21 protein-coding genes are annotated in these 21,082 nt (G+C 69.4%); 7 read left to right on the plus strand and 14 right to left on the minus strand.

Features of this window, described 5'->3' with window-relative positions; all coding sequences use genetic code 11:
* Window positions 1-18: 18 nt before the first annotated feature.
* The gene (locus tag ACTH43_RS06845) at window positions 19-672 is read left to right on the plus strand and encodes an O-methyltransferase (RefSeq protein WP_441444176.1); all 654 of its coding nucleotides are present in this window, start codon (window positions 19-21) and stop codon (window positions 670-672) included.
* Between the two features lie 150 nt (window positions 673-822).
* On the opposite strand, the gene ACTH43_RS06850 is transcribed toward ACTH43_RS06845, so the two are convergent.
* The 3 genes from ACTH43_RS06850 to dapE form a co-directional block, all read right to left on the minus strand.
* A complete protein-coding gene (locus ACTH43_RS06850) occupies window positions 823-990 on the minus strand; it encodes a DUF3117 domain-containing protein (protein ID WP_010551467.1) in 168 nt (55 codons plus the stop codon).
* Window positions 991-1,332: 342 nt separating this feature from the next.
* Window positions 1,333-2,160: a TIGR00730 family Rossman fold protein gene (locus tag ACTH43_RS06855; protein WP_441444177.1), complete on the minus strand. Its 828-nt coding sequence runs from the start codon at window positions 2,158-2,160 to the stop codon at window positions 1,333-1,335.
* A 16-nt stretch (window positions 2,161-2,176) separates the two neighbouring features.
* Window positions 2,177-3,280, minus strand: a complete 1,104-nt coding sequence (gene dapE / locus ACTH43_RS06860; protein ID WP_441444178.1) for a succinyl-diaminopimelate desuccinylase — start codon at window positions 3,278-3,280, stop codon at window positions 2,177-2,179.
* A gap of 69 nt (window positions 3,281-3,349) precedes the next feature.
* On the opposite strand from dapE, the gene ACTH43_RS06865 reads away from it, so the two are divergent.
* Complete coding sequence (locus ACTH43_RS06865; RefSeq protein WP_441444179.1) at window positions 3,350-4,246, plus strand: hypothetical protein; 897 nt, start codon at window positions 3,350-3,352, stop codon at window positions 4,244-4,246.
* Window positions 4,247-4,258: 12 nt separating this feature from the next.
* On the opposite strand, the gene ACTH43_RS06870 is transcribed toward ACTH43_RS06865, so the two are convergent.
* Entirely contained in the window at window positions 4,259-6,019 is a 1,761-nt protein-coding gene (locus ACTH43_RS06870) for an FAD/NAD(P)-binding protein (RefSeq protein WP_441444180.1), read from the minus strand.
* A 90-nt stretch (window positions 6,020-6,109) separates the two neighbouring features.
* Here ACTH43_RS06870 and ACTH43_RS06875 point away from each other — a divergent pair, with 90 nt between their 5' ends.
* Window positions 6,110-7,006, plus strand: coding sequence for a hypothetical protein (locus tag ACTH43_RS06875; protein WP_441444181.1), 897 nt, complete (start codon window positions 6,110-6,112; stop codon window positions 7,004-7,006).
* Window positions 7,007-7,027: 21 nt separating this feature from the next.
* On the opposite strand, the gene ACTH43_RS06880 is transcribed toward ACTH43_RS06875, so the two are convergent.
* Window positions 7,028-8,308 (minus strand): MFS transporter, encoded by a 1,281-nt coding sequence (locus ACTH43_RS06880; RefSeq protein ID WP_441444182.1) that lies wholly within the window; start codon window positions 8,306-8,308, stop codon window positions 7,028-7,030.
* 118 nt (window positions 8,309-8,426) lie between these two features.
* Between ACTH43_RS06880 and ACTH43_RS06885 the strand changes: the two genes are divergently transcribed.
* From ACTH43_RS06885 to ACTH43_RS06895, 3 genes are all read left to right on the plus strand, one after another.
* Complete coding sequence (locus tag ACTH43_RS06885) at window positions 8,427-9,113, plus strand: ArsR/SmtB family transcription factor (protein ID WP_441444183.1); 687 nt, start codon at window positions 8,427-8,429, stop codon at window positions 9,111-9,113.
* 88 nt (window positions 9,114-9,201) lie between these two features.
* Window positions 9,202-10,185: a 2,3,4,5-tetrahydropyridine-2,6-dicarboxylate N-succinyltransferase gene (gene dapD, locus ACTH43_RS06890; RefSeq protein ID WP_441444205.1), complete on the plus strand. Its 984-nt coding sequence runs from the start codon at window positions 9,202-9,204 to the stop codon at window positions 10,183-10,185.
* A 22-nt stretch (window positions 10,186-10,207) separates the two neighbouring features.
* On the plus strand, window positions 10,208-11,158 hold the full coding sequence (locus ACTH43_RS06895) for a hypothetical protein (RefSeq protein ID WP_441444184.1): 951 nt from the start codon (window positions 10,208-10,210) through the stop codon (window positions 11,156-11,158).
* 66 nt (window positions 11,159-11,224) lie between these two features.
* On the opposite strand, the gene pflA is transcribed toward ACTH43_RS06895, so the two are convergent.
* The 6 genes from pflA to fdxA all read right to left on the minus strand — a co-directional run bounded on the left by pflA (window position 11,225) and on the right by fdxA (window position 17,675).
* A complete protein-coding gene (gene pflA, locus ACTH43_RS06900; RefSeq protein ID WP_441444185.1) occupies window positions 11,225-12,076 on the minus strand; it encodes a pyruvate formate-lyase-activating protein in 852 nt (283 codons plus the stop codon).
* Between the two features lie 4 nt (window positions 12,077-12,080).
* Complete coding sequence (gene grcA2, locus ACTH43_RS06905) at window positions 12,081-12,341, minus strand: autonomous glycyl radical cofactor GrcA2 (RefSeq protein WP_441444186.1); 261 nt, start codon at window positions 12,339-12,341, stop codon at window positions 12,081-12,083.
* A 59-nt stretch (window positions 12,342-12,400) separates the two neighbouring features.
* Window positions 12,401-14,527 (minus strand): pyruvate formate lyase family protein, encoded by a 2,127-nt coding sequence (locus ACTH43_RS06910; protein WP_441444187.1) that lies wholly within the window; start codon window positions 14,525-14,527, stop codon window positions 12,401-12,403.
* 207 nt (window positions 14,528-14,734) lie between these two features.
* A complete protein-coding gene (locus ACTH43_RS06915) occupies window positions 14,735-16,087 on the minus strand; it encodes a citrate synthase (protein ID WP_441444188.1) in 1,353 nt (450 codons plus the stop codon).
* A gap of 55 nt (window positions 16,088-16,142) precedes the next feature.
* Window positions 16,143-17,342: a succinyldiaminopimelate transaminase gene (dapC, locus tag ACTH43_RS06920; RefSeq protein WP_441444189.1), complete on the minus strand. Its 1,200-nt coding sequence runs from the start codon at window positions 17,340-17,342 to the stop codon at window positions 16,143-16,145.
* A gap of 3 nt (window positions 17,343-17,345) precedes the next feature.
* Complete coding sequence (gene fdxA, locus ACTH43_RS06925) at window positions 17,346-17,675, minus strand: ferredoxin (protein WP_441444190.1); 330 nt, start codon at window positions 17,673-17,675, stop codon at window positions 17,346-17,348.
* Window positions 17,676-17,836: 161 nt separating this feature from the next.
* Between fdxA and ACTH43_RS06930 the strand changes: the two genes are divergently transcribed.
* Window positions 17,837-18,109 (plus strand): putative acetyltransferase, encoded by a 273-nt coding sequence (locus tag ACTH43_RS06930; RefSeq protein ID WP_441444191.1) that lies wholly within the window; start codon window positions 17,837-17,839, stop codon window positions 18,107-18,109.
* Here ACTH43_RS06930 and ACTH43_RS06935 read toward each other — a convergent pair.
* Genes ACTH43_RS06935 through typA form a run of 3 tightly spaced genes read right to left on the minus strand, consistent with a single transcriptional unit; the run spans window position 18,048 to window position 21,007 of the window.
* Window positions 18,048-18,635, minus strand: coding sequence for a CDP-alcohol phosphatidyltransferase family protein (locus ACTH43_RS06935; RefSeq protein WP_441444192.1), 588 nt, complete (start codon window positions 18,633-18,635; stop codon window positions 18,048-18,050). The genes ACTH43_RS06930 and ACTH43_RS06935 overlap by 62 nt on opposite strands.
* Window positions 18,636-18,639: 4 nt before the next feature.
* Complete coding sequence (locus ACTH43_RS06940) at window positions 18,640-19,080, minus strand: hypothetical protein (RefSeq protein ID WP_441444193.1); 441 nt, start codon at window positions 19,078-19,080, stop codon at window positions 18,640-18,642.
* Between the two features lie 4 nt (window positions 19,081-19,084).
* Window positions 19,085-21,007 (minus strand): translational GTPase TypA, encoded by a 1,923-nt coding sequence (gene typA, locus ACTH43_RS06945; RefSeq protein ID WP_441444194.1) that lies wholly within the window; start codon window positions 21,005-21,007, stop codon window positions 19,085-19,087.
* Window positions 21,008-21,082: the final 75 nt, after the last annotated feature.

Consider the following 21,082-nt stretch of genomic DNA (forward strand, 5'->3'; position numbering starts at 1 on the left):
AACGGAGAGGATGCACAGATGTCGTCGGGAAAGGTGGCCAGCTGGGCCCATGGGGAGGAGTTCGTCGATGAGGCGACCCTCTTCTCCGACGATGGCATCCTCGCCCGAGCCAGGGATCGTGGCGCCGAGCTCGGCGCCACCCCGGTGCTCCCGGGCGCCGGGGCGCTCATGCGGGTGCTCGCCGCGGCGGTGCATGCACGCTCTGCAGTCGAGATCGGCACCGGCAGCGGCGTCGGCTCCCTCTATCTGCTCTCCGGCATGCACCCGGAGGGAGTGCTCACCACGATCGACCCCGAGGTCGAGAACCAGCGCGCGGCCCGCGAGGCCTTCGCCGAGGCCGGGATCCGCTCCCCCCGGGTGCGGACCATCGCCGGGCGTCCCCGTGACGTCGTCGGCCGCCTCACCGATCATGCCTACGACCTGGTGAGCTTCCCGGCCCATGCCCCACATGCGCTGGACCTGCTCGAGCACGCCCGCCGGCTGCTGCGGCCGGGCGGCGTGCTTGTGATCCCCCATGCGCTCTACCACGATCGAGTTGCCGACCCGGCGGCGCGGGATGCGACCACCCAGGCGGTGCGCGCACTGCTGAAGGGGATCACCGATTCCGAGGACCTGGTGGCCACGCTGACCGGCAGCGGGGACGGGGTGCTCGCCGCAGTGCTGCGCGGCTGAGACCCGACCGCAGGCTCCCGTGTGAACGCCCGTCCCCGGAACGCACTGCACCGCACGGCACGGCACCGCACGGCCTGATGAACACCGCCTGAGACAACAACAACAGCCCCGCACCGAATGGTGCGGGGCTGTGGTCTGGGATGGCGAGTTCTACTTGATGACGCCCTCGAGGGCATCCCGCAGCTCCACGGCTTCCGACGCGGCGATCTCGACGACCAACCGGCCGCCCCCCTCGAGCGGGACTCGCATGATGATGCTGCGTCCCTCTTCCACGACTTCGAGCGGACCGTCCCCGGTGCGCGGCTTCATAGCAGCCATCGCGTGCCTCCTTGGTGTGTCACTGCCCTTGCATGGCTCCCCCGGACGGGGCCTCGGGCAATGCGCGTACGGTGGCCATTATCTCAGGTCTCGGGACCTTTTCGCACGTCGGGTCCGGCGAGGCCTCGCCGGGAGGTCGATACCGTCCCCGAACCGGCCCATGGCGACCCCCACCATGAGCGCTCCCACCAGCACTGCGACGAGCAGCAGGAGCAGCACCATCGGACTCGCTGCACTCATGCGCCAGCCCCCTCCCGCTCGTCCCTCGCAGTTCGTCGACCGACGGAGTTCATGAGTCGGTCTCCTCCCACTCGTCCCTCGCAGTTCGTCGACCGAAGGTGTTCATCCCTCCGCTACGACCTGACGCGCAGCCTCTGCGCGGGCGACGTGCGTGGCGGCCGATCGCCGGAGGGCCTCCTGCTTGTCGGCGGACTCGACCTCCGCCGCCTCGCGCAGCACCTCGAGCGCTTCCTCGGGAGTGTCCACCACGCGCATCAGGTCGATGTCGGCAGGATTGATCATCCCGCCCTCCGCCACCGCCGTGCGCAGCCAGTCCAGCAGCCCCTGCCAGTAGGAGCGGCCCACCAGGACCACGGGGAACAGGTCGACCTTGTGGGTCTGCATGAGGCACAGGGCCTCGAACAGCTCATCGAAGGTGCCGAAGCCTCCCGGCATCACCACGAAGCCGCTGGAGTACTTCACGAACATCGTCTTGCGGGCGAAGAAGTAGCGGAAGTCGACACCGAGATCGACGTACTGGTTCAGGCCGGTCTCGTAGGGCAGCTCGATCCCGAGCCCCACGGAGACGCCTCCGGCCTCCTTCGCGCCCCGGTTCCCCGCTTCCATGATGCCCGGGCCGCCACCGGTGATCACCGCGTAGCCCAGGTCGACCACGCCCTTGGCGATCTCCACCGCGCACTGGTAATAGGGGTCGTCCTCGCCCAGCCGGGCGGAGCCGAAGATGGAGATGGCGGGGCCGAGCTCGGCCAGTGCCCCGAAGCCCTCGACGAACTCGGACTGGATCCGCAGCACCCTCCAGGGATCGGAGTGGACCCACTGGCCGTTGCCACCCTCTTCCAGGAGCCGCTGATCGGCGGTCCGGTCGGGTCGTTGGGAGCCGCGCATCGTGATCGGGCCCTTGCGGTATTGCTCTCGTTCCTCAGGCGTCATGGAGCGAGCGTAGCTCTCAGACGGCCAGGAATCGGCGCAGCCCCACCAGGGCCGCCTCGAGATCCTCCAGCGGCACGTGTTCGTCATCGGTGTGGGCGAGCAGCGGATCGCCGGGGCCGAAGTTCACCGCAGGGGTGCCCAGCGCGGAGAAGCGGGCGACGTCGGTCCAGCCCTGCTTCGCGGCCAGCGACACGCCCTCGCCGAGAGCCGCGAGGAATCCGCGAGCCGCATCGTTGTCCAGACCGGGCAGCGCGCCCCCGGCCGCATCGATCACGACGATCTCCAGGTCCAGGCCTTCGAGGACCTCCTGCACGTGCGCCTCGGCCTGCTCGACGGAGGTGTCCGGGGCGAAGCGGTAGTTCAGCACGGCGCTGGCCCGATCTGGGATCACGTTGCCGGCGATGCCGCCGGTGATCGAGACGGCGTTGAGGCACTCGCGGTACTCGAGCCCATCGATCACGGCGCGCCGTGCCTCGTAGGCGGCGAGGCGTTCGAGCACGGGGGCGAGATGGTGGATCGCGTTGTCGCCGACCCAGTCCCGGGCGGAGTGGGCGGCGACGCCGCGGGTGGTGACCTCGAGCTTCATCGTGCCCTTGCAGCCTCCCTCGACCCCGGCCGAGGTCGGTTCGCCGAGGATCGCGAAGTCCGCCTCGAGGTAGTCGGGATGCTCTACGGCGATCCGGGTCAGGGCGTTGTCCGCCGCCGCGACCTCCTCGTGGTCGTAGAAGATCCAGGTGAGATCCACAGGGGCGGTGGCTGCTTCGACGGCGAGCTTGAGGAACACCGCGACCCCGCCCTTCATGTCGCAGGTGCCCCTGCCCACCAGCTCCTCGCGACCCTCACGGACCCGGCGGGTCGAGGGCAGGTTGTCCGCGAGCGGGACGGTGTCGAGATGGCCGGCCAGCAGCACGCGCTGGGCAAGGCCCCGGTGGGTGCGGGCGATGACGGTGTCTCCATCACGCAGCACCTCGAGATGGGGCGCGTGCACGCGCAGCGCCTGCTCGACGGCATCCGCGAGCGCCTGCTCGTTCCCGGAGACGGATTCGAGGTCGACGATCGCAGCGGTGAGGTCGACGATGTCGGCGCGGGGGTCGAGGGCAGGGGCGGCCTGGTTGCTCATGGCGGTCATCGTGCCACGTCCGGGTATGGCAGGATCGCTGCGGTCATCCACCCACCGCGAAGGAGTGCTGTGCAGCTCGACGGCGAGGAACTGCGCACTCGCGCGGAGTCGGACGGCAGGGTGATCGCCGGGCTGCTCGACGTCTCGCAGCGCACCCGCTGCGCCGGCTCGAGCGACGAGCAGATCGCTGCGGGGAACCTCGCCGCCGCGCGGCGGGCAGTGCTCGAGTCCCGACCCGTCCCCCAGCCGGAGGAGCTCGAGAGCGCGGAGGCCGTGATCACCGCTGATTCCCGCACGCAGCGCCTCACGGGACATGCCTCCCGCGCCGAGTGTGCGCTCATCCTGGTCGGCGCGGTGTTCCTGGTCGCCGGTGGGCTCGGAATCCTGTTCAGCTCGGAAGTGCTCTTCGCCCTCGGTGCGATCGGGCTGGTCCTCGGCGGCGTGATGCTGCTGGTCCAGTGGTGCTGGCGCCGGCTGATCGCACGGCGACGGGTGACGGTGCTGATCGACTGGGCCGCGGGGCGGGACGGGCAGCTCGCACGCGGGCTGCCGCCGGTCGGGACCGTCGATGCGCCCTCCCTCTGGGAGAGCCGAGCCGCCCGGTCCGTCATGGCCTGGACGACGGCGTTCGGCGGGCTCCTGCTCGTGATCCTGGCGTGGGACGCCTGGCCCGGGTTCTCACGGGCGATCGCCGATGGGAGGGCGCCGGGCTGGGAGGAGCTCGAGGTCGAGAGTTTCCTCCTCTGGCCTGCGCTGCTCATCACGGTGCTCGGCGCCGCGTATCTCCTGGGGCGGCGTCCGATGCGCATGATCGTGGGCCGCCGTCGACACGCTCTGGAGTGGCTGCCGACCTCGGATCATGCCCGGCCGGATGACGACGAAGACGATGCTGATGAGGCTGCTGAGTGGGATGACTCGGACGACTCAGAGGAATGGGACGACACAGAGAGCCTCGACGACGAGTAGGTCACGCAGCGCTCAGTCCTCGGCGAGCGCTCCGCCGGCCCGGGCCAGCCTCAGCGCGATCGCCTCGGCATGGCGCAGCAGCTGGGCGCCGGTGCCGGGCTCGGCGGTGATCGAGGAACCCGGCTGGGCGGTGCTGACGGGGACTCCGACCAGGAGCCTGCGTTCGTAGACCGTGCCATCCACCCCGACCGGCGCATACAGACCATCCACGGCGATCGAGCCGGTGAGCATCCGGCGCCGGGTGCCGCGGGAGGCCCAGAAATCCTTCTGCGCCTCCCCCCGCTCGCGCCAGGCGCCCAGCAGGGCGCTGCGGTAGGCGGGCAGATCCACCGGCGGCAGGTGCGCCTCGAGCACCCCGTCGCACAAGGTGGTCTCACCCTCGGCGCCGTGCACCGCGAAGCGGCCCGCCTCGTCGTCGATGTCCAGGTGCATGCGGGGGCCGGTGAACTCCAGCAGTCCCGCCTCGGCCAGGGCGAGCACCTGCCGTGCCCGCAGCACGGGCGGGCCCGAGGCCCAGGAGGCGAAGGCGTTGCGCAGATGGCCGTCGATGTCCTGCCGTACGGACTCGGTGGTGTAGGCGCCGAGATCGGTGAGCCGGTTGACCTGGATCCGCAGGGCGATCAGCACCCGATAGATCAGCACCCAGGCGGGATCGGGCTCGGCCGCGGCTCGCAGCGCCTCCTCGAGCACCTCCCGGGTGCTGCGCGCGGGATGCGGGTTCTCTCCCCCGCGTCGGCCGAAGGGGAACAGCAGCGGGAGCAGTGCTTCGTCGCGGGCGAGCTCGGGGAATCCGCCTCTGTGCAGTGCTCTGCGCAGCTCCGCGAACATCAGCGGCATCACGTCGTGCTCGTGGTCCACGCCGGCGGCGCGCACTGCGAGCTCGAGCACCCGCTCCCCCGTGAGCACCTCGGGAAGGTAGGGCTCGGGCATCTGCGCGCCGAGATCGGGCTTGGGCCGGTAGACCATGCCGGAGCGGGAGCCGACCACCAGGAGCGGCTCGCCGCCCCCGGGCACATAGCGCAGGCCCGACGGGGCGGTGTGATCCGACTCGAAGCGGCCGCCGGCAGCGGCGGTGAGCATCCCGATCGCGTCGTAGAAGTTCAGGCCCATGCCCTGGACGGCGACGGCCTCCCGTCCCAGCAGCGAGGCGTAGTCCACCTCGAGCGGGTTCGCGGGACCGAGATGGACCAGGCCGTGACGCTCCGCGGCGTCGGCCAGCTGCTGCGAGCGGGGGCTGAGCGCGGTGGGAAGGTGCCCGAGCGCGAGCGCGACCGCGTCGGCGCGCAGCACGCGCCCGTCGGACAGCCGCACGCGCTGTGGCCCGTCAGCCTCCCCGGTCACGTCGACCGCTTCGGCGGCGTGCTCGACGATCCGCAGCCGGGCGGGATCGGCGTCGGCCTTCGCCGTCTCGAGCACATGGGCGAGGTAGCGGCCGTGGGCTGCGCGGGAAGCGAAGTCAGTGGGCGCGAGCCCCTCACCGGCGAGGTGGTCTGCGAGAGTCTCTGTGCGTGAGGCAGGGAGCACCGCGTGGCACGATTCGTCGGGGTACATCGTGGTCTGGCGGGTGGTGGTGTTCATCAGCAGCACCTCGGACTGGTCGTGCCGCCAGACCGCACCGCCGCGCCCCACCAGCGGGTCGATCAGATGCACCGTGAGCGCGCCGCGCCACTCGGAGCTGGTCGAGGCCGCGACCAGGCGCTCGATGATGGCGGTGCCCCGCGGTCCTGCCCCGACGACGGCGACGGTACGGACGGGATCGGTGGCTGCGGTCATCCCTCAAGTATGGCGCGGCCAGCACACGGCTCTGGACGAGATTCCGTCCTCATGGCCCCTGCGGGTCCGCCGATCTGGGACCATGTCGGCATGTCCACTCCCGCGCCACCGCCGAGGCACCTGCCTCGATCCGAGCCGGCGAATCCCAGCGGTCCGTTCGGCGGGCGTCAGGCTGCGAGGCTCCGGGCGATCGTCAATGCCGATCTGCTGCCCGAGGAGCGCGCTTCGGCCGACGCACTGGTGATGACCGCCTGGCTCACCACCGCACAGCGGGCGCAGTACGCGCCGTCACTGCGCGCCGGCCAGCACACCGAGGAGTTCGTCCAGCGCCTCGCCGATGAGCGCCGGGTGGTGCTCGAGGAGGGCGCCGATCCGGTCGCCGATGAACTCGACTCTGCGGCCCAGGCCGAGCAGGACGCCCGGCAGCTGCCGCTGCGGCTGGTCGAGGCGGTGCTGCTGCTGGTGGTGCTGGGGTGCTTCGTGGCCACGGTCGTGCTGAGCATCCGCTCCGAGGGGTCCGGGATCTCGGATCGTCTCCCGGATCAGGCGCTGCCGCTGCTCGGGACGCTCGTCGTGGCCGCGCTGCTCGCTGCGATCATCGGGAAGATCGCGACCCTGCGACGGGACCGGATCCTGCTGGACTGGGCGGCCTCGCGCCCCGGACAGCTCGGCCGGGGGCTGCCGCTGCGCCGCCCGCTGCAGGGCGAATCTGCCGGACCCGCGCTCGTGCAGGCCCTGGGCCCGGCTCTCCTGGTCGGCGCCGGAGTGCTGGCGATCGTCAGCGGAGCGGCGATCCTGCTGATCACCCTCATGCTCGGAGACGAACAGGGACTGGGCGAGTACGCACCCTGGATGCTCGGGGGCGGGGTGGTCGCGCTGGTCGCCGCGGTGCTCACGATCTATCTGCGCCATCGTCGGCTGCTGAAGGTGGCCCGTCGCGCGCGGGCCGCGGAGTGGATCGGGCAGACCTCCGAGCTCGACGCCTGACCGGTCAGGGAGCCGACGCCGTCACTCCTCAGCGGCCAGTCCCTGTTCGCGGGCATAGCTCTCCCACTGCCCGGCGACCGGGATCCGGCGCAGATCGCGTCCCAGCAGCGAGATCAGCGCCCCCAGCAGGGTGATGCTCGCGAACATCAGCATCGTGGGCAGGGGCCCGACGACCTCGAGGCCCCAGCCGGCGAGCACTGGCCCCAGCGGCATCAGCCCCATCGAGACCAGGCCCATCAGCGCACCGATCCGCCCCTGCATCGCCACCGGGGTGAGGTGCATGAAGAAGCCTTGCGTCGCAGCGTTCAGCGGGGCCAGGCCGAGTCCCATCAGCGCATACGCAGCTGCGATCCAGAGCATCCCCGGGGCGAAGGGGATGAATGCCCCGACCATGGCCATCAGCAGCAGCGGCGTGATGACCACCGCCCCGGTGGGAACTCGGTCCACCAGGCGCGGTGCGGCGATGGCTCCGAGCAGAATCGACGCGGCAAGCACCGTATTCAACAGGCCGATCCGCGCCGCTGACACACCCCCGGAGGCGAGGTTCAGCAGCACTGCGAGGATCAGACCGTTCAACCCGAGGTTCACAGCGACGGCGACCCCCATCAGCTGCAGGCGGATGCGCTGGGAGAGCACCCAAGAGACGGCCTCGCGCAGCTCATCCCGTACTCGGGTCGGTGGCGAAGGCTCAGTGCGGGGGTAGTACTTTCCGCGCATCGAGAGGGTGGCGAGGACGGAGCCGAGATTGCCCAGCAGCTGCATGAGCGGCGGGCAGAGAATCGACAGGCCCAGCAGCGCGCCGCCGAGCGGGCCGGCCCCCATCTCCACTGCGGCTTCGCGACCTTCGTTCACCGCGAAGGCGCGGGGCAACAGGGCCGGCGGCACGATCTGCTTGAGCATCGCGTTCGAGGCACTCCCGAACAGGGTCCCTCGGAGCCGATCCGCGAACGCGAGGGCGGCGAGCGTGATGAAACTCCCCCACCCTGCCGCGAGCACCGTGATGAGCACGGCCTGCACCACCACCCCCGTCACCCCGGCGAGCAGCCGTAGGCGCCGCCGCTCGTAGCGGTCCGCTAGCAGCCCGCCCGGAATCATCCCGACCAGGACCCCCAGACCCTGTACGAGCCCCACCAGCCCGGTCGCACCGAGTGAGTCCGTGACCATCAGGGTGATCAAGGGGAAAGCGAACGTCCCGATCCCGGCGCCGAGGTCGAGGCAGAGGTCCCCCACCAGCCAGCGGTGGTACTCGAGGTTCGCACGCAGTGTCGGCGTCGGCGCGGGCGTGGCGGCAGTGGTCGTCATGACCGGAACGTTACTTACACAAGACATGGTGCGCAATAGATCTTGCGCAAGTGATGTTGTGCAAGATCTCTAGCGCACGGGCCAGTGCGCATCACGCGATTCTCCGTAGACTGCGGAGATGAGCAGCGACGCGCCGACGGGCGAGGACGAGAGGACACCGCTGGTGAGCTCGGCAAAGCCGGAATACGCGACCCGCGACCAACTGCGGGCGATGGCCCATCCTCTGCGTCTGGAGATCATGGAGCGGGTGGGTCGCAGGGGCACCGCCCGCGCCGCGGATATCGCCGCCGATCTCGGTCTTCCCGCCAACTCGGTGAGCTACCACCTGCGGATCCTGGCGCGCGGAGGCGTCATTGAGGACGCGCCGGAGGCTGCCCGTGATCGGCGTGACCGAGTATGGCGCCTCGCTCAGACATCCTTCAATCACGGTGGCAGCAGCGCTCGCTCCGTGAATGACCCCGACAGCACTGACACGGAGTACCTCGCCGCGTCCGGAGCCACGGCCCTGGCCGCCTTCGAGTGGATGCGTTCGGCCTTCAGTGCCGAGATCGCCCGCTCCCGGGCCGAGGATGTGTCCCCGGAGGACGGGCTGGGAACCATGCACGGCACCTCACTGCGCCTGTCCAGGGAGCAGATGCGTGAGCTGAATCGCCTGGTCTCCACGAAGGTTCGGGAGTACAGCCAGCTGAACCGCGATGAACACGACGCAGACATCCTGGGCGATCCCGATTCCGACGGTGTCGCATTGACGTTCCGGGTCCTCTGGGCGGCCGTCGGAGAGCAGTCTCCAAAGCGGGATAAGTAGCCTGCACCTGAGTGTGCTTTTCACCCCGCCGCGTGGTTGCGACGGGCATTCCACGGTGCATGCTTCGTAGACTCTCCCCGTGACTACGCTGCCGACGTCCTCCCCCGCCACCCACGCCTGGGGCATCGGCCTCAGCACCCTCGCCGCGGACGGTTCCACCCTCGACACCTGGTACCCCGCCCCGCAGCTGGGAGCGGTTCCCGAGGCTCCTGAGAGCCACCCTCTGCATGCCCAGCTGAGCTCCGCAGCGCGCGCTGACGAGGTCCGCGGCACCGCCCAGGAAGCGGTGGTGCGCGTGATCGAGCTCGCTGCCGCCCCGATCGACGCCGCCGACGCCTACCTCCGCCTGCACCTGCTCTCCCACCGGCTCGTCCAGCCCAACGGCCAGAACCTCGACGGACTCTTCGGCGCGCTCACCAATGTGGTGTGGACGACTGAGGGGCCCTGCGCCGTGACCGGCTTCGAGGAGACCCGCCTGCGCCTGATCTCCGCAGGCCGCACCCCCACCGTGCTCAGCGTCGACAAGTTCCCCCGGATGGTCGACTACGTCATGCCCACCGGCGTGCGCATCGGCGACGCGGACCGGGTGCGCCTCGGCGCCCACCTCGCCGAGGGCACCACCGTGATGCATGAGGGCTTCGTGAACTTCAACGCCGGAACCCTGGGCGCCTCGATGATCGAGGGCCGTATCTCCCAGGGCGTCGTCGTGGGCGACGGCTCCGACGTGGGCGGCGGCGCCTCCACCATGGGCACCCTCTCCGGCGGGGGCACCGAGCGCGTCAGCATCGGTCGCCGCTCCCTGCTGGGCGCCGAGGCCGGTGTGGGCATCGCGATCGGCGATGACTGCGTGGTCGAGGCGGGGCTCTACCTCACCGCGGGCACCAAGGTCGAGGTCATCGGAGAGGCGGGCACCGTGGGGGAAGGGATGGAAGGGGCCCACGTGGTCAAGGCCCGTGACCTCTCCGGTGTGCCCAACCTGCTGTTCCGTCGGAATTCGCTGAGCGGTGCGGTGCAGGCGGTGGCCCGGAAGGGCCAGACCGTCGAGCTCAACGCCGCCCTGCACGCGAACTGACGGCGGACCAGGAGCACCCGGGATGACGGCGCGCGCCGGACGGCGAGCACGGGGTCGGAGCCGGTCTCTTGCCCGCCATCTCGTGGTCCCGCTGGTGATGGTGCTGCTCTTCGCGGGTATCGCGGGCGGCAGCTATGTCGCGCTGCAGCGCTACGGCTCGCCCGCCCATGAGGGTACCTGCGTGGCCGCCGGGCTCGGCACCACCCATCGCTACAGCACGGAACGGGTCGCCAACGCCGCCCTCATCAGCGCGACGGCCGTGGACCGGCAGCTGCCGCCGCGAGCGGCGTCGATCGCTCTGGCGACCGCCTATCAGGAGTCGCAGCTGCGGAACATCGACTACGGGGACCGCGATTCACTGGGACTGTTCCAGCAGCGGCCCTCGCAGGGCTGGGGCACCGAGGCGGAGATCATGGACCCGATCTACTCCTCCAACGCCTTCTATGACGTGCTGGAGACGATCCCCGACTACCAGAGCGCCGACATCAACGACGTCGCCCAGGAGGTCCAGCGCTCGGGCCATCCCGAGGCCTACCGAGATCACGAGACCGAGGGACGGCTGTACGCCTCGGCGCTGACAGGGCAGAGCGGCGCGAACCTGGTGTGCACCCTCGACTCCGTCGGCTCCGTCGTCTCCCCCGAGCAGGTCCGCGAGGAGCTCGCACGCCAGTTCCCCCGCGCTCTCGGGTCCGGCCGGGTCACCTCGACCCTGGCCGCGGCCTCCGGCGCGGCACCGCAGCTGCCGGCCGACGCCGGAGCGACCGCGCTGGTGATCGATCCGGGCGGCGACGACGCGATCGGCTGGGCCCTCGCGAACTGGGCCGTCGCCCGCGCGGCCGACGACGGCGTGGTCCAGGTGTCCTACCAGGGACGGGTCTGGGATCGCTCGCTGCGCGGGGACGAGGCGGCGAGCTGGACCGCGACCGGCGGCGGCGCGACAGACCGCGTGGTGGTACTGGTCAGCGGGCGCTGAACCGGCTGCGCAGAGCGTGATGCGCGTGCATGGCCTGCGGTGCGGACTGTACGCGCCGCGCCAGCCTCAGTGCACCGTGAGCCCGCGGGCGCGGAACTGGCCCCGCACCCGCTCCATGACCTCCCGACTGGGCGGCTGAGCATCGCGCAGCTTGTACTCCATCCCGAGCGTGTCCCACTTGTCCTGGCCCATGTTGTGGAAGGGCAGCACCTCGACCCGCTCGATCACGTTCTTCCAGCGCTCCACGATGTCCACGACCTTCTCGACGTTGTGCTCGCCGTCGGTCCAGCCGGGCACCACTACGAAGCGGAGCCAGATCGGGATGCCGCGGCGTGCGAGCCGGTCCCCGAAGTCGATGGTCGGCTGCAGCGTGCGGCCGGTGAGCGCCTGGTAGGACTCCTCGCTGCCGGACTTCACGTCCAGCAGCACCAGGTCGACATCATCGAGGAAGGCGTCGGACGCGACCGCGCCCAGGTAGCCGGAGGTGTCGATTGCGGTGTGGACGCCCATCTCCTTCGCCGCGCGCAGCACCTTCCCGGCGAAGGCAGGCTGCATCAGCACCTCTCCCCCGGAGAGGGTGAGCCCGCCGCCGGACGCGGAGAACACGCGCCGGTAGCGGCGGATGCGGCGCACGATCTCCTCCAGCCCCACATCCTGCCCGCGTCGCATCTCCATCGTGTCGGGATTGTGGCAGTACACGCACCGCAACGGACAGCCGGCGAAGAAGAGGGTCAGCCGCGTGCCGGGTCCGTCCACCGCGGTGACCAGCTCCCAGGAGTGGAGGGAGGCGACCTGGCCCTCCCTGACCGCGGTCAGCCGATCGGATCTCTCGAGCTCGACCTCAGCCATGCCCTCGATCCCCGCACCGGTGCGCCGGTTCCGGGCGGGTGTGGCCAGCAGGTCAGCGCTCTGCTCCATGCCCTCAGGCGCCCTGGTGGAAGGTGCGGTCCAGCACGTCCAGCTGCTGCTCACGGGTGAGCTTGACGAAATTGACCGCATAGCCGGAGACCCGCACGGTGAGGTTCGGATAGTCCTCCGGCCTCTCCATCGCATCGACCAGGGTGTCCTTGTTGAGCACGTTGATGTTCGCGTGGAACAGACCTGATTCCATCTTGTTCTTCGCACGGTTGGCCTTCATCGAGGCCAGGCGTTCGGCGTAGGTCGTGACGGGGCGGGTGGTCATGGCTGTCTCCTGAGTGGTGGTGGAGGAGTTGGCAGTGGCGGTCCGGTCGGCTCGGGTGGTCACTGCTCCCCCATCTCTTCATCCATCACGAAGCCGGCGTCGAGGATGCCGACCAGGTTGGTGACCTGCTCGCCCTTGGTACGACCCAGGCCCTGCGGGGTGATGGTGTTGGTCAGCGAGATGCCGTCGAGGGCATCGTGGTAGTCGAGCTTGCCGACGCTCAGCATCGAGGCGACCATTCCGTGGGTGTCGGCCCCGTTCTCGGGGTTCGCTCCAGGAGAGAAGGGGGTGCCCGCGCGGTGGCCGGAGGGGAAGGACCCCGTGGCCTTGCCGTAGACGACGTTCGAGGTGATGGTCAGCACCGACTGGGTCGGGATCGCCTCGCGGTACATGGGGATCGCGGTGATCTTCTGCATCACCGTGTGCACGATCGTCGCGGCGATGTCGTCGGCGCGGTCGTCGTCGTTGCCGTAGCGGGGGAAGTCGCCCTCGGTGAGGTAGTCGACCACCAGCCCGGTCTCATCGCGCACCGGGGTGACCTTCGCGTGCTTGATCGCCGAGAGGGAGTCCGCGACGATCGAGAGGCCGGCGATGCCGCAGCCCATGGTGCGCACGATCTCGCTGTCGTGCAGCGCCATCTCCATCGCCTCGTAGGCGTAGCGGTCGTGGCTGTAGTGGATGATGTTCAGCGCCTCGACGTAGGTGCCCACCACCCAGTCCAGCATCTGTTCGTACCGGTTCCAGACCTCGTCGAAGTCCAGCGGGCCGTCCCCGGAGATGGGTGCGAACTCGCCCTCGGTGGTGATCTGCTTCCCGGAGACCTCGTCGCGGCCGCCGTTGATGGCGTAGAGCAGCGCCTTGCCGGCGTTGACCCGGGCGCCGAAGAACTGCATCTGCTTGCCGACCTCCATCGGCGAGACGCAGCAGGCGATCGCCGCATCATCGCCCCAGCGGTCACGGATCTGCTGATCGGACTCGTACTGGATCGAGGAGGTCTCGATCGAGATCGCCGAGCAGAACTCCTTGTACCCCGCCGGCAGCTCGGGGTCCCAGAAGATGGTGATGTTCGGTTCCGGGGCGGCTCCGAGGTTCCGCAGGGTCTGCAGCAGCCGGAACGAGGTCTTGGTGACCTGCGCGCGGCCGTCGGCGGAGAAGCCGCCATCGGACCAGGTCGCCCAGTAGGGATCGCCGGAGAAGATCTGGTCGTAGTCGATCGTGCGCAGGAAGCGGACGATGCGGAGCTTGATCACGAGCGCATCGATGTACTCCTGGGCCTGCGACTCGGTGATCGTGCCCGCGGCGAGGTCCCGCTCGACGTATACGTCGAGGAAGGCGGAGAGGCGGCCGATGGACATGGCGGCGCCGTCCTGGCTCTTCACTGCGGCGAGATAGGCCATATAGGTCCACTGCACGGCCTCCTGCGCGTTCGCGGCAGGGCGGCGCAGGTCCAGACCGTAGGACTCCCCCAGTCGCATCAGCTTCTTCAGTGCCCTGATCTGCTCGGAGTGCTCCTCGCGGTAGCGGGCCCAGTGCTCAGAGAAGGGCTGGTCGGCCACCGCATCCTTGGCGCGCTGCTTGTCGGCGATGAGGAACTCGGCGCCGTACAGGGCCAGGCGGCGGTAGTCGCCGATGATGCGGCCGCGCCCGTAGGAGTCCGGCAGCCCGGTGATGATGTGGCTCGAGCGGGCGGCGCGGATCCGCGGGGTGTAGATGTCGAAGACGGCGTCGTTGTGGGTCTTGCGGTACTGGGTGAAGATCTTCTTGACGTCCTCGTCGACCTCCTTGCCCGCTTCCTTGATGGCGGTCTCCACCATCCGCCAGCCGCCGGCGGGCATCATGGCGCGTTTGAGCGGCACATCGGTCTGCAGGCCGACGATCACGTCGTCGTCCTCGCTGATGTAGCCGGCAGGGAAGGCGTCGACGTCCGCGGGGGTATGGGTGTCGACGTCGTAGACGCGGCGACGGCGCTCCTCGGAGAGATAGTGAGTCTCGAGGTGGTCCCAGACCCGCAGCGTCTTCTCGGTGGGGCCGGCCAGGAACGAGGCGTCCCCGCCGTAGGGGGTGTAGTTGCGCTGGATGAAGTCGCGCACCTCGATCCGCTCCTGCCAGGGACCGGGGGCGAAGCCGTCCCAGGCGTCCTGGCCTGCGGCCTCGGTGCCGGGGCGATCGGTGGTGGCAGTCGTCATCGGGTCCTCCTCGCTGGGCGGAAGGGCCTCGGCGCTGCGGGCCCTTCACGGATGCCTTCAGGCTAGGGCGAGGAACGCTGCGGGAGCGGGCGGAAGGTCCCGACGAGAACGCCCTGAACAGCGACGCTCCTCACGGGGAGGGGTCGCACGGTCAGGGCGCTCAGGTGCGGGCGGTCTCGGGAGACCGGTGACCTCAGAGGCGAGGGATCAGCCGCGCTTCTCGATGTCGGACTGGAGGGCGGCCAGGCGCAGCTCGCTGGTGCCGGTGCGGTCCTCCATCGCCGTGTAGTCCCGCTCGGCATGGCCGGTGTAGATCTGGCGGGGGCGACCGATCTTGGTCTCCGGGTCGTGGACCATCTCTTCCCACTGGGCGATCCAGCCCGGCAGGCGGCCGATGGCGAACAGCACCGTGAACATCTCCGTGGGGAAGCCGATCGCCTTGTAGATCAGGCCCGTGTAGAAGTCGACGTTGGGGTAGAGCTTGCGCTCGACGAAGTAGTCGTCCTTCAGCGCGATCTCCTCGAGCTGCATCGCCAGCTCGAGGCGGGAGTCGTTGACGCCGAGGCGCTCGAGGACGTCGTCGGCGATCTTCTTGACGATGCGGGCGCGGGGATCGTAGTTCTTGTACACCCGGTGGCCGAAGCCCATCAGCCGGATGCCGTCCTCCTTGCGCTTCACCTTCTCCATGAAGTCGCGCGGGTCCATGTTCTCGGCCTGGATCTGGTCGAGCATGTCCATCACCGCGGCGTTGGCGCCGCCGTGGGCGGGACCCGAGAGCGCGCCGATCCCGGCGGAGATCGAGGTGAACAGGTTCGCCTGGGCGGAGCCGACGAGTCGGACCGCGGAGGTCGAGCAGTTCTGCTCATGGTCGGCGTGCAGAATCAGCAGCTGCTCCATCGCGCGCACCACGACCGGGTCGGCGATGTAGTCCTCCACCGGGAACCCGAACGTCAGGCGCAGGAAGTTCTCGATCAGCGAGAGCCGGTTGTCGGGATAGAGCAGCGCGTGACCCTGGGCGATCCGATGCGCGTAGGCAGCCATCGTGGGCATCTTCGCGAGCAGCCGCACGGCGGAGATCCGCACCTGCTCCTCGTCGAAGGGATCCAGCGAATCCTGGTAGAAGGTCGACAGCGCCGAGGTGCCGGCCTGGAGCACAGCCATCGGGTGCGCATCGCGCGGGAAGTTGTCGAACATGCGCTTGAAGCGCTCATCGAGCAGGGTGCGGTGCTCGACCTTCGCTTCGAAGTTGTCGAGCTGGCCCTTGGTGGGCAGCTCGCCGTTGATCAGCAGGTAGGAGACCTCGAGGTAGCTGGACTTCTCCGCGAGCTGCTCGATCGGGTAGCCGCGATAGCGCAGGATCCCCTCGTCGCCGTCGATGTAGGTGATCGAGGACTTGGCATTCGCGGTGTTCATGAAGCCGGGGTCGTAGGTGACCTCACCGGTCTCCTTGCGCAGGGGGCCGATCGCGATGCCGGAGTTCCCCTCCACTGCGGGGACGATCGGGAGATCGAGGGTCTTCTCCCCCAGGTTGAGCTGAGCGGACGTCGTCGTGTGATCCATGGGCTCTCCGTTGTGCGTGGTCGGATCGGTACGGCGCGCAAGGGCGCCGGAGGTGTCAGAGGCGCTCGAGGCGCCGGGCGGCGGCAGCGATCCGCTCATCGGTCGCGGTGAGGGCGACCCGGACGAAAGTCCCGCCAGCAACACCATAGAACATCCCAGGGGCCACCAGAACACCGCTGTCTGCGAGGCGCTGGACACTGGTCATCGCGTCCTCACCGAAGGTGGTCCAGAGGTACAGGCCAGCCTGGGAACCGTGGATCGTGCCGCCTGCAGCCACCAGCGCGGGCTCGAGCACCGCGCGACGAGCGCGATAGATCTCACGCTGCGCAGCCGGGGCACGATCATCACCGAGAGCCGTGACCATCGCCGTCTGGAGCGGGCCGGGGAGCATCATCCCGGCCTGCTTGCGCACCGCCACCAGCTCGCCCACCAGAGCGGGGTCGCCGGCCACGAAGGCCGCCCGGTAGCCGGCGAGGTTCGACTGCTTGGACAACGAGTACACGCACAGCAGCCCGTCCAGCGAGCCGCCGTTCACTCGCGGGTCCAGGACCGACGGCACCTCGTCCACGGTCCAGGGCAGCAGCGCGTAGCACTCGTCGGAGGCGACCACGATCCCGTGCTCCCGCGCCCAGGTGACGATCGCCGCCAGCTGGGCCACGTCCAGCACCTCACCGGTGGGGTTCGACGGCGAGTTCAGCCACAGCAGGCGGATCCGCGCGGCGGCACCCGGCTCCGGCAGCGCGGCATCCCCGTATGCCGCCAGGGCAGCGAGGTCCAGCGGCATAGACTCCGCACCCACGAACCGAGCGCCCATGTCATAGGTGGGATAGGCGATGTGCGGGAACGCCACTGCCTCCCCAGGGCCGATGCCGAGCTGGAAGGGCAGGTGCGCCACCAGCTCCTTGGAGCCGACGGTGGGCAGCACGCCCTCGATGCCGAGAGGGGCGGGGGCACCGCGGTGACGATGCACGAAATCCACGATCGCCTCCCGCAGCGCGGGGGTGCCGATCGTGGTGGGGTAACCGGGGCTGTCCGCGGCGGCGGCGAGGGCCTGCTGCACGGAGGCGGGCGTCGGATCGACGGGGGTGCCGACGGAGAGGTCGACGATGCCGTCCGGGTGGGAGGCGGCGCGCTGCTTCGCCGGGGTCAGGGCGTCCCAGGGGAATTCCGGCAGCCGCGCGGCCAGACTGCGACGGGCTGCCGGAACGGCAGGAGATGCGGAGACGGCAGGAGATCCGGAAGACGGAGCGGCCACGGCTCAGGCCAGGGGGTTCGGCTGCAGCGGGAGGGCTTCGATGATGGGGTGGTCCTTGTCGATCACACCCATCTTCGCCGCACCGCCCGGGGCGCCGAGATCGTCGAAGAACTCGACGTTGGCCTTGTAGTACTCGGCCCACTGATCCGGGGTGTCGTCCTCGTAGTAGATCGCCTCGACGGGGCAGACGGGCTCGCAGGCTCCGCAGTCCACACACTCATCGGGCTGGATGTAGAGCATCCGGTTGCCCTCATAGATGCAGTCCACGGGGCACTCGTCGACGCAGGCACGATCCTTGACGTCGACACAGGGCAGAGCGATGACGTACGTCATGAGCGGCTTCCTTCCGTCGGAGACTCCCCCATTCTGTCATCCCGCCTGCGCCGCGTGCCCTGCGACGAGGCGGCGGACCACGGAGGTGATGGGACGCACATCCGGCGATCGACACCGGCCGAGCTGACGGCAGCGGCAGCGGCAGCGGATAGCCTCGAGTGATGGCTGAGCATGATGATGACCGGGTCCGCGCCGGTTGGGCGCCCTTCCTCCAGGACGGGCGGCGCGTGGTGCTGCGCTATGCGATCGACCGGGAGTCGTCCCCGCATGGGGAGTCGATGAGCGATGCGCTGGGGACGATCCTCGCCACCGACGAGCTGTCGGTGGAGGTGATGACCAAGCGTGGCGCGATGACAGTGCTGCGGGCGTTGGTCATCGCGGCGAAGGAGGTTCCACCACCTCCGGTGCGACGGCGGGGGCCCGCCGCGCCCTGAGGATGTAGTCGATGCCTGAAGCCGTGTGCAGCACGACCCCGATCCAGAAGAGCACCTGCGCGGCGGGCACCAGGGACGGGGCCCAGGCAGCGGCCGCCACCAGCAGGAACACAGAGCCCATCAGCACGAAGGTGCGGATCTTGCCGAGCCAGGAGACGGAGATCCGGCCGCCCAGGGCCGCCTGGGTGGCGAGCACGACCATCGCCACGTCGACGATCAGGATGATCGCGAGCGCAGCCCAGGGCAGCAGGTCGGCGACAGCAAGGCTGAGCACGATCGCGACCAACCCCACCCGGTCGGCGATCGGGTCGATGATCGCTCCGGTGCGGCTGGTCTGGTCCAGTGCGCGGGCCAGCAGCCCATCGATCCAGTCGGTCGAGGCCCACACCAGCAGCAGCACCACCGCGAGGGTGTCGGGACCGTCCAGCAGCAGCAGGCTCACGGGGCCCAGCAGTGCGAAGCGCAGCAGCGTGACCAGGTTGGGGATCGTCGCCCAGTCAGGTCGGGGGCGCTTCGGAGCGGTCATCTGCTCAATTTGCCCGAGTACGGGCCCTGCGCACAAGGGTGATCAGGCCTGCGATCAGGAAGGGGATCACGAGGCCGAGGCCCTGGACCACCCAGCCGGAGTACTGGGGCTCGGTGCCCAGCATCGCCGGCATCAGCACGCCGCCGCCCAGGCCTTCGCCCAGGAACGGCATCGCCAGCAGGCCCCACAGGCTGCCGAGCACCAGCAGCGGGAGCCGCGACCCGGTCGCTGCCCACAGGAACACGCTGGTGACCACTTGGAACAGCGCCCCGAACAGCAGACCGACGGGCAGGCGGAGACCTGCCACCGGGAGCTCCACCCGGTGGAGGGTGATCATCAGCAGCACCGAGACGATCGCGAGCACCACAGCCATCGCGGCCTGGGTGAGCCGGGCGGCGAGCGAGGTGGTGTCCACTCGCCGCACCGGCTGCTGCTCGACGGTCACCAGGTCACTTCCCCGACTTGGCCTTCGACGTCGCACGACGACGCTCGTTGGCATCGAGGACCACCTTGCGGATGCGCACGACCTCGGGGGTGACCTCGACGCACTCGTCCTCGCGGGAGAACTCGAGGGACTCCTCGAGGGTCAGGCGGCGCGGTGGCACCAGGTTCTCGAAGGAGTCCGACGACGCGGCACGCATGTTCGTCAGCTTCTTCTCCTTCGTGATGTTGACGTCCATGTCCTCGTTGCGGGAGTTCTCCCCCACGATCTGGCCGGCGTACACCTCGGAGGTGGGCTCGACGAAGAAGGAGCCGCGCTCCTGGAGGTTGATCATCGCGAAGGGGGTGACGCTGCCGGCGCGGTCGGCGACCAGGGAGCCCGTGGCGCGGAACTCGATGTTCCCCATCCACGGCTCGTAGCCGTCGTTGTAGGAGGCGGCGATGCCATTGCCGCGGGTCTCGGTCATGAACCGGGTGCGGAACCCGATCAGGCCGCGCGAGGGCACCACGAACTCCATGCGCACCCAGCCGGAGCCGTGGTTGCTCATGGTCTCCATGCGGCCCTTGCGGGACGCCATCAGCTGGGTGACGGTGCCGAGGTACTCCTCGGGGACGTCGATGGTCATGCGCTCCACGGGCTCGTGGGTCTTGCCGTCGATCTCACGGGTGAGCACCTTCGGCTTGCCGACGGTGAGCTCGAAGCCCTCGCGGCGCATCTGCTCGACCAGGATCGACAGCGCCAGCTCGCCGCGGCCCTGCACCTCCCAGGCGTCGGGGCGCTCGGTGGGGAGCACCTTGAGGGACACGTTGCCGACCAGCTCGGCTTCCAGACGGTCCTTGACCTGGCGGGCGGTGAGCTTGTGGCCCTTGCCGTTCTTGCCGGCCAGCGGGGAGGTGTTGATGCCGATGGTCATCGAGATCGCCGGATCGTCGATGGTGATCAGCGGCAGGGGCCGCGGATCGTTCAGATCCGCGAGGGTCTCGCCGATCATGATGTCGGGGATGCCGGCGACGGCGACGATGTCGCCGGGGAGGGCGGCGCGGGTCATCGGCTCGCGCGAGAGGCCCTTGGTCTCCAGCAGCTCGGTGATCTTCACCTGCTTGGTGGTGCCGTCCTGGACGCACCAGGCGACCTGCTGGCCCTTCCTGAGCTCACCGTTCTTGATGCGCAGCAGGGCGAGGCGGCCCAGGAACGGGGACGCGTCGAGGTTGGTGACGTGCGCCTGCAGCGGCACCTCGTCGTCGTAGACCGGAGCAGGGATCTGCTCGAGGATGGTCTTGAACAGCGCTTCGACGGTCTCCTCCTCGGGGAGGGTGCCGTCGGCCGGCTTGGTGATCGAGGCGCGACCGGCCTTGCCGGAGGCGTAGACCACGGGGACATCGAGGACGGCATCGAGGTCGATGTCGTCCATCTCCTCGGAGAGGTCGGAGGCCAGGCCCAGCAGCAGGTCGGTGGCCTCACCGACGACCTCGTCGATACGGGCGTCGGGACGGTCCACCTTGTTGACCACGAGGATCACCGGCAGCTTCGCGGCGAGCGCCTTGCGCAGCACGAAGCGGGTCTGTGGGAGGGGGCCCTCGGAGGAGTCCACCAGCAGCACGACGCCGTCGACCATCGACAGTCCACGCTCGACCTCGCCGCCGAAGTCGGCGTGGCCGGGGGTGTCGATGACGTTGATGGTGATGCCGTCAGGCTCACCGATCTCCGCAGCCGACGGTCCGACGTAGCGGATCGCGGTGTTCTTCGCGAGGATCGTGATGCCCTTCTCGCGCTCCAGCTCCCCGGAGTCCATCGCCCGCTCACCGTGGTTGTCGTGATCGGAGAAGGCGCCGCCCTGGGTGAGCATGGCGTCCACCAGAGTGGTCTTGCCATGGTCGACGTGGGCGACGATCGCGACGTTTCGCAGGTCGGTACGGTGCTGGAGAGTCATACGCGGAAGCTCATTTCGGGTTGCGCTGCGGGCAAAGGCCGAGCAGCGCCCGGTCGCACTGCAGGTGCGACCCGC

The sequence above is a fragment of the Brachybacterium sp. genome (assembly GCF_052095815.1).
Lineage (GTDB): Bacteria > Actinomycetota > Actinomycetes > Actinomycetales > Dermabacteraceae > Brachybacterium.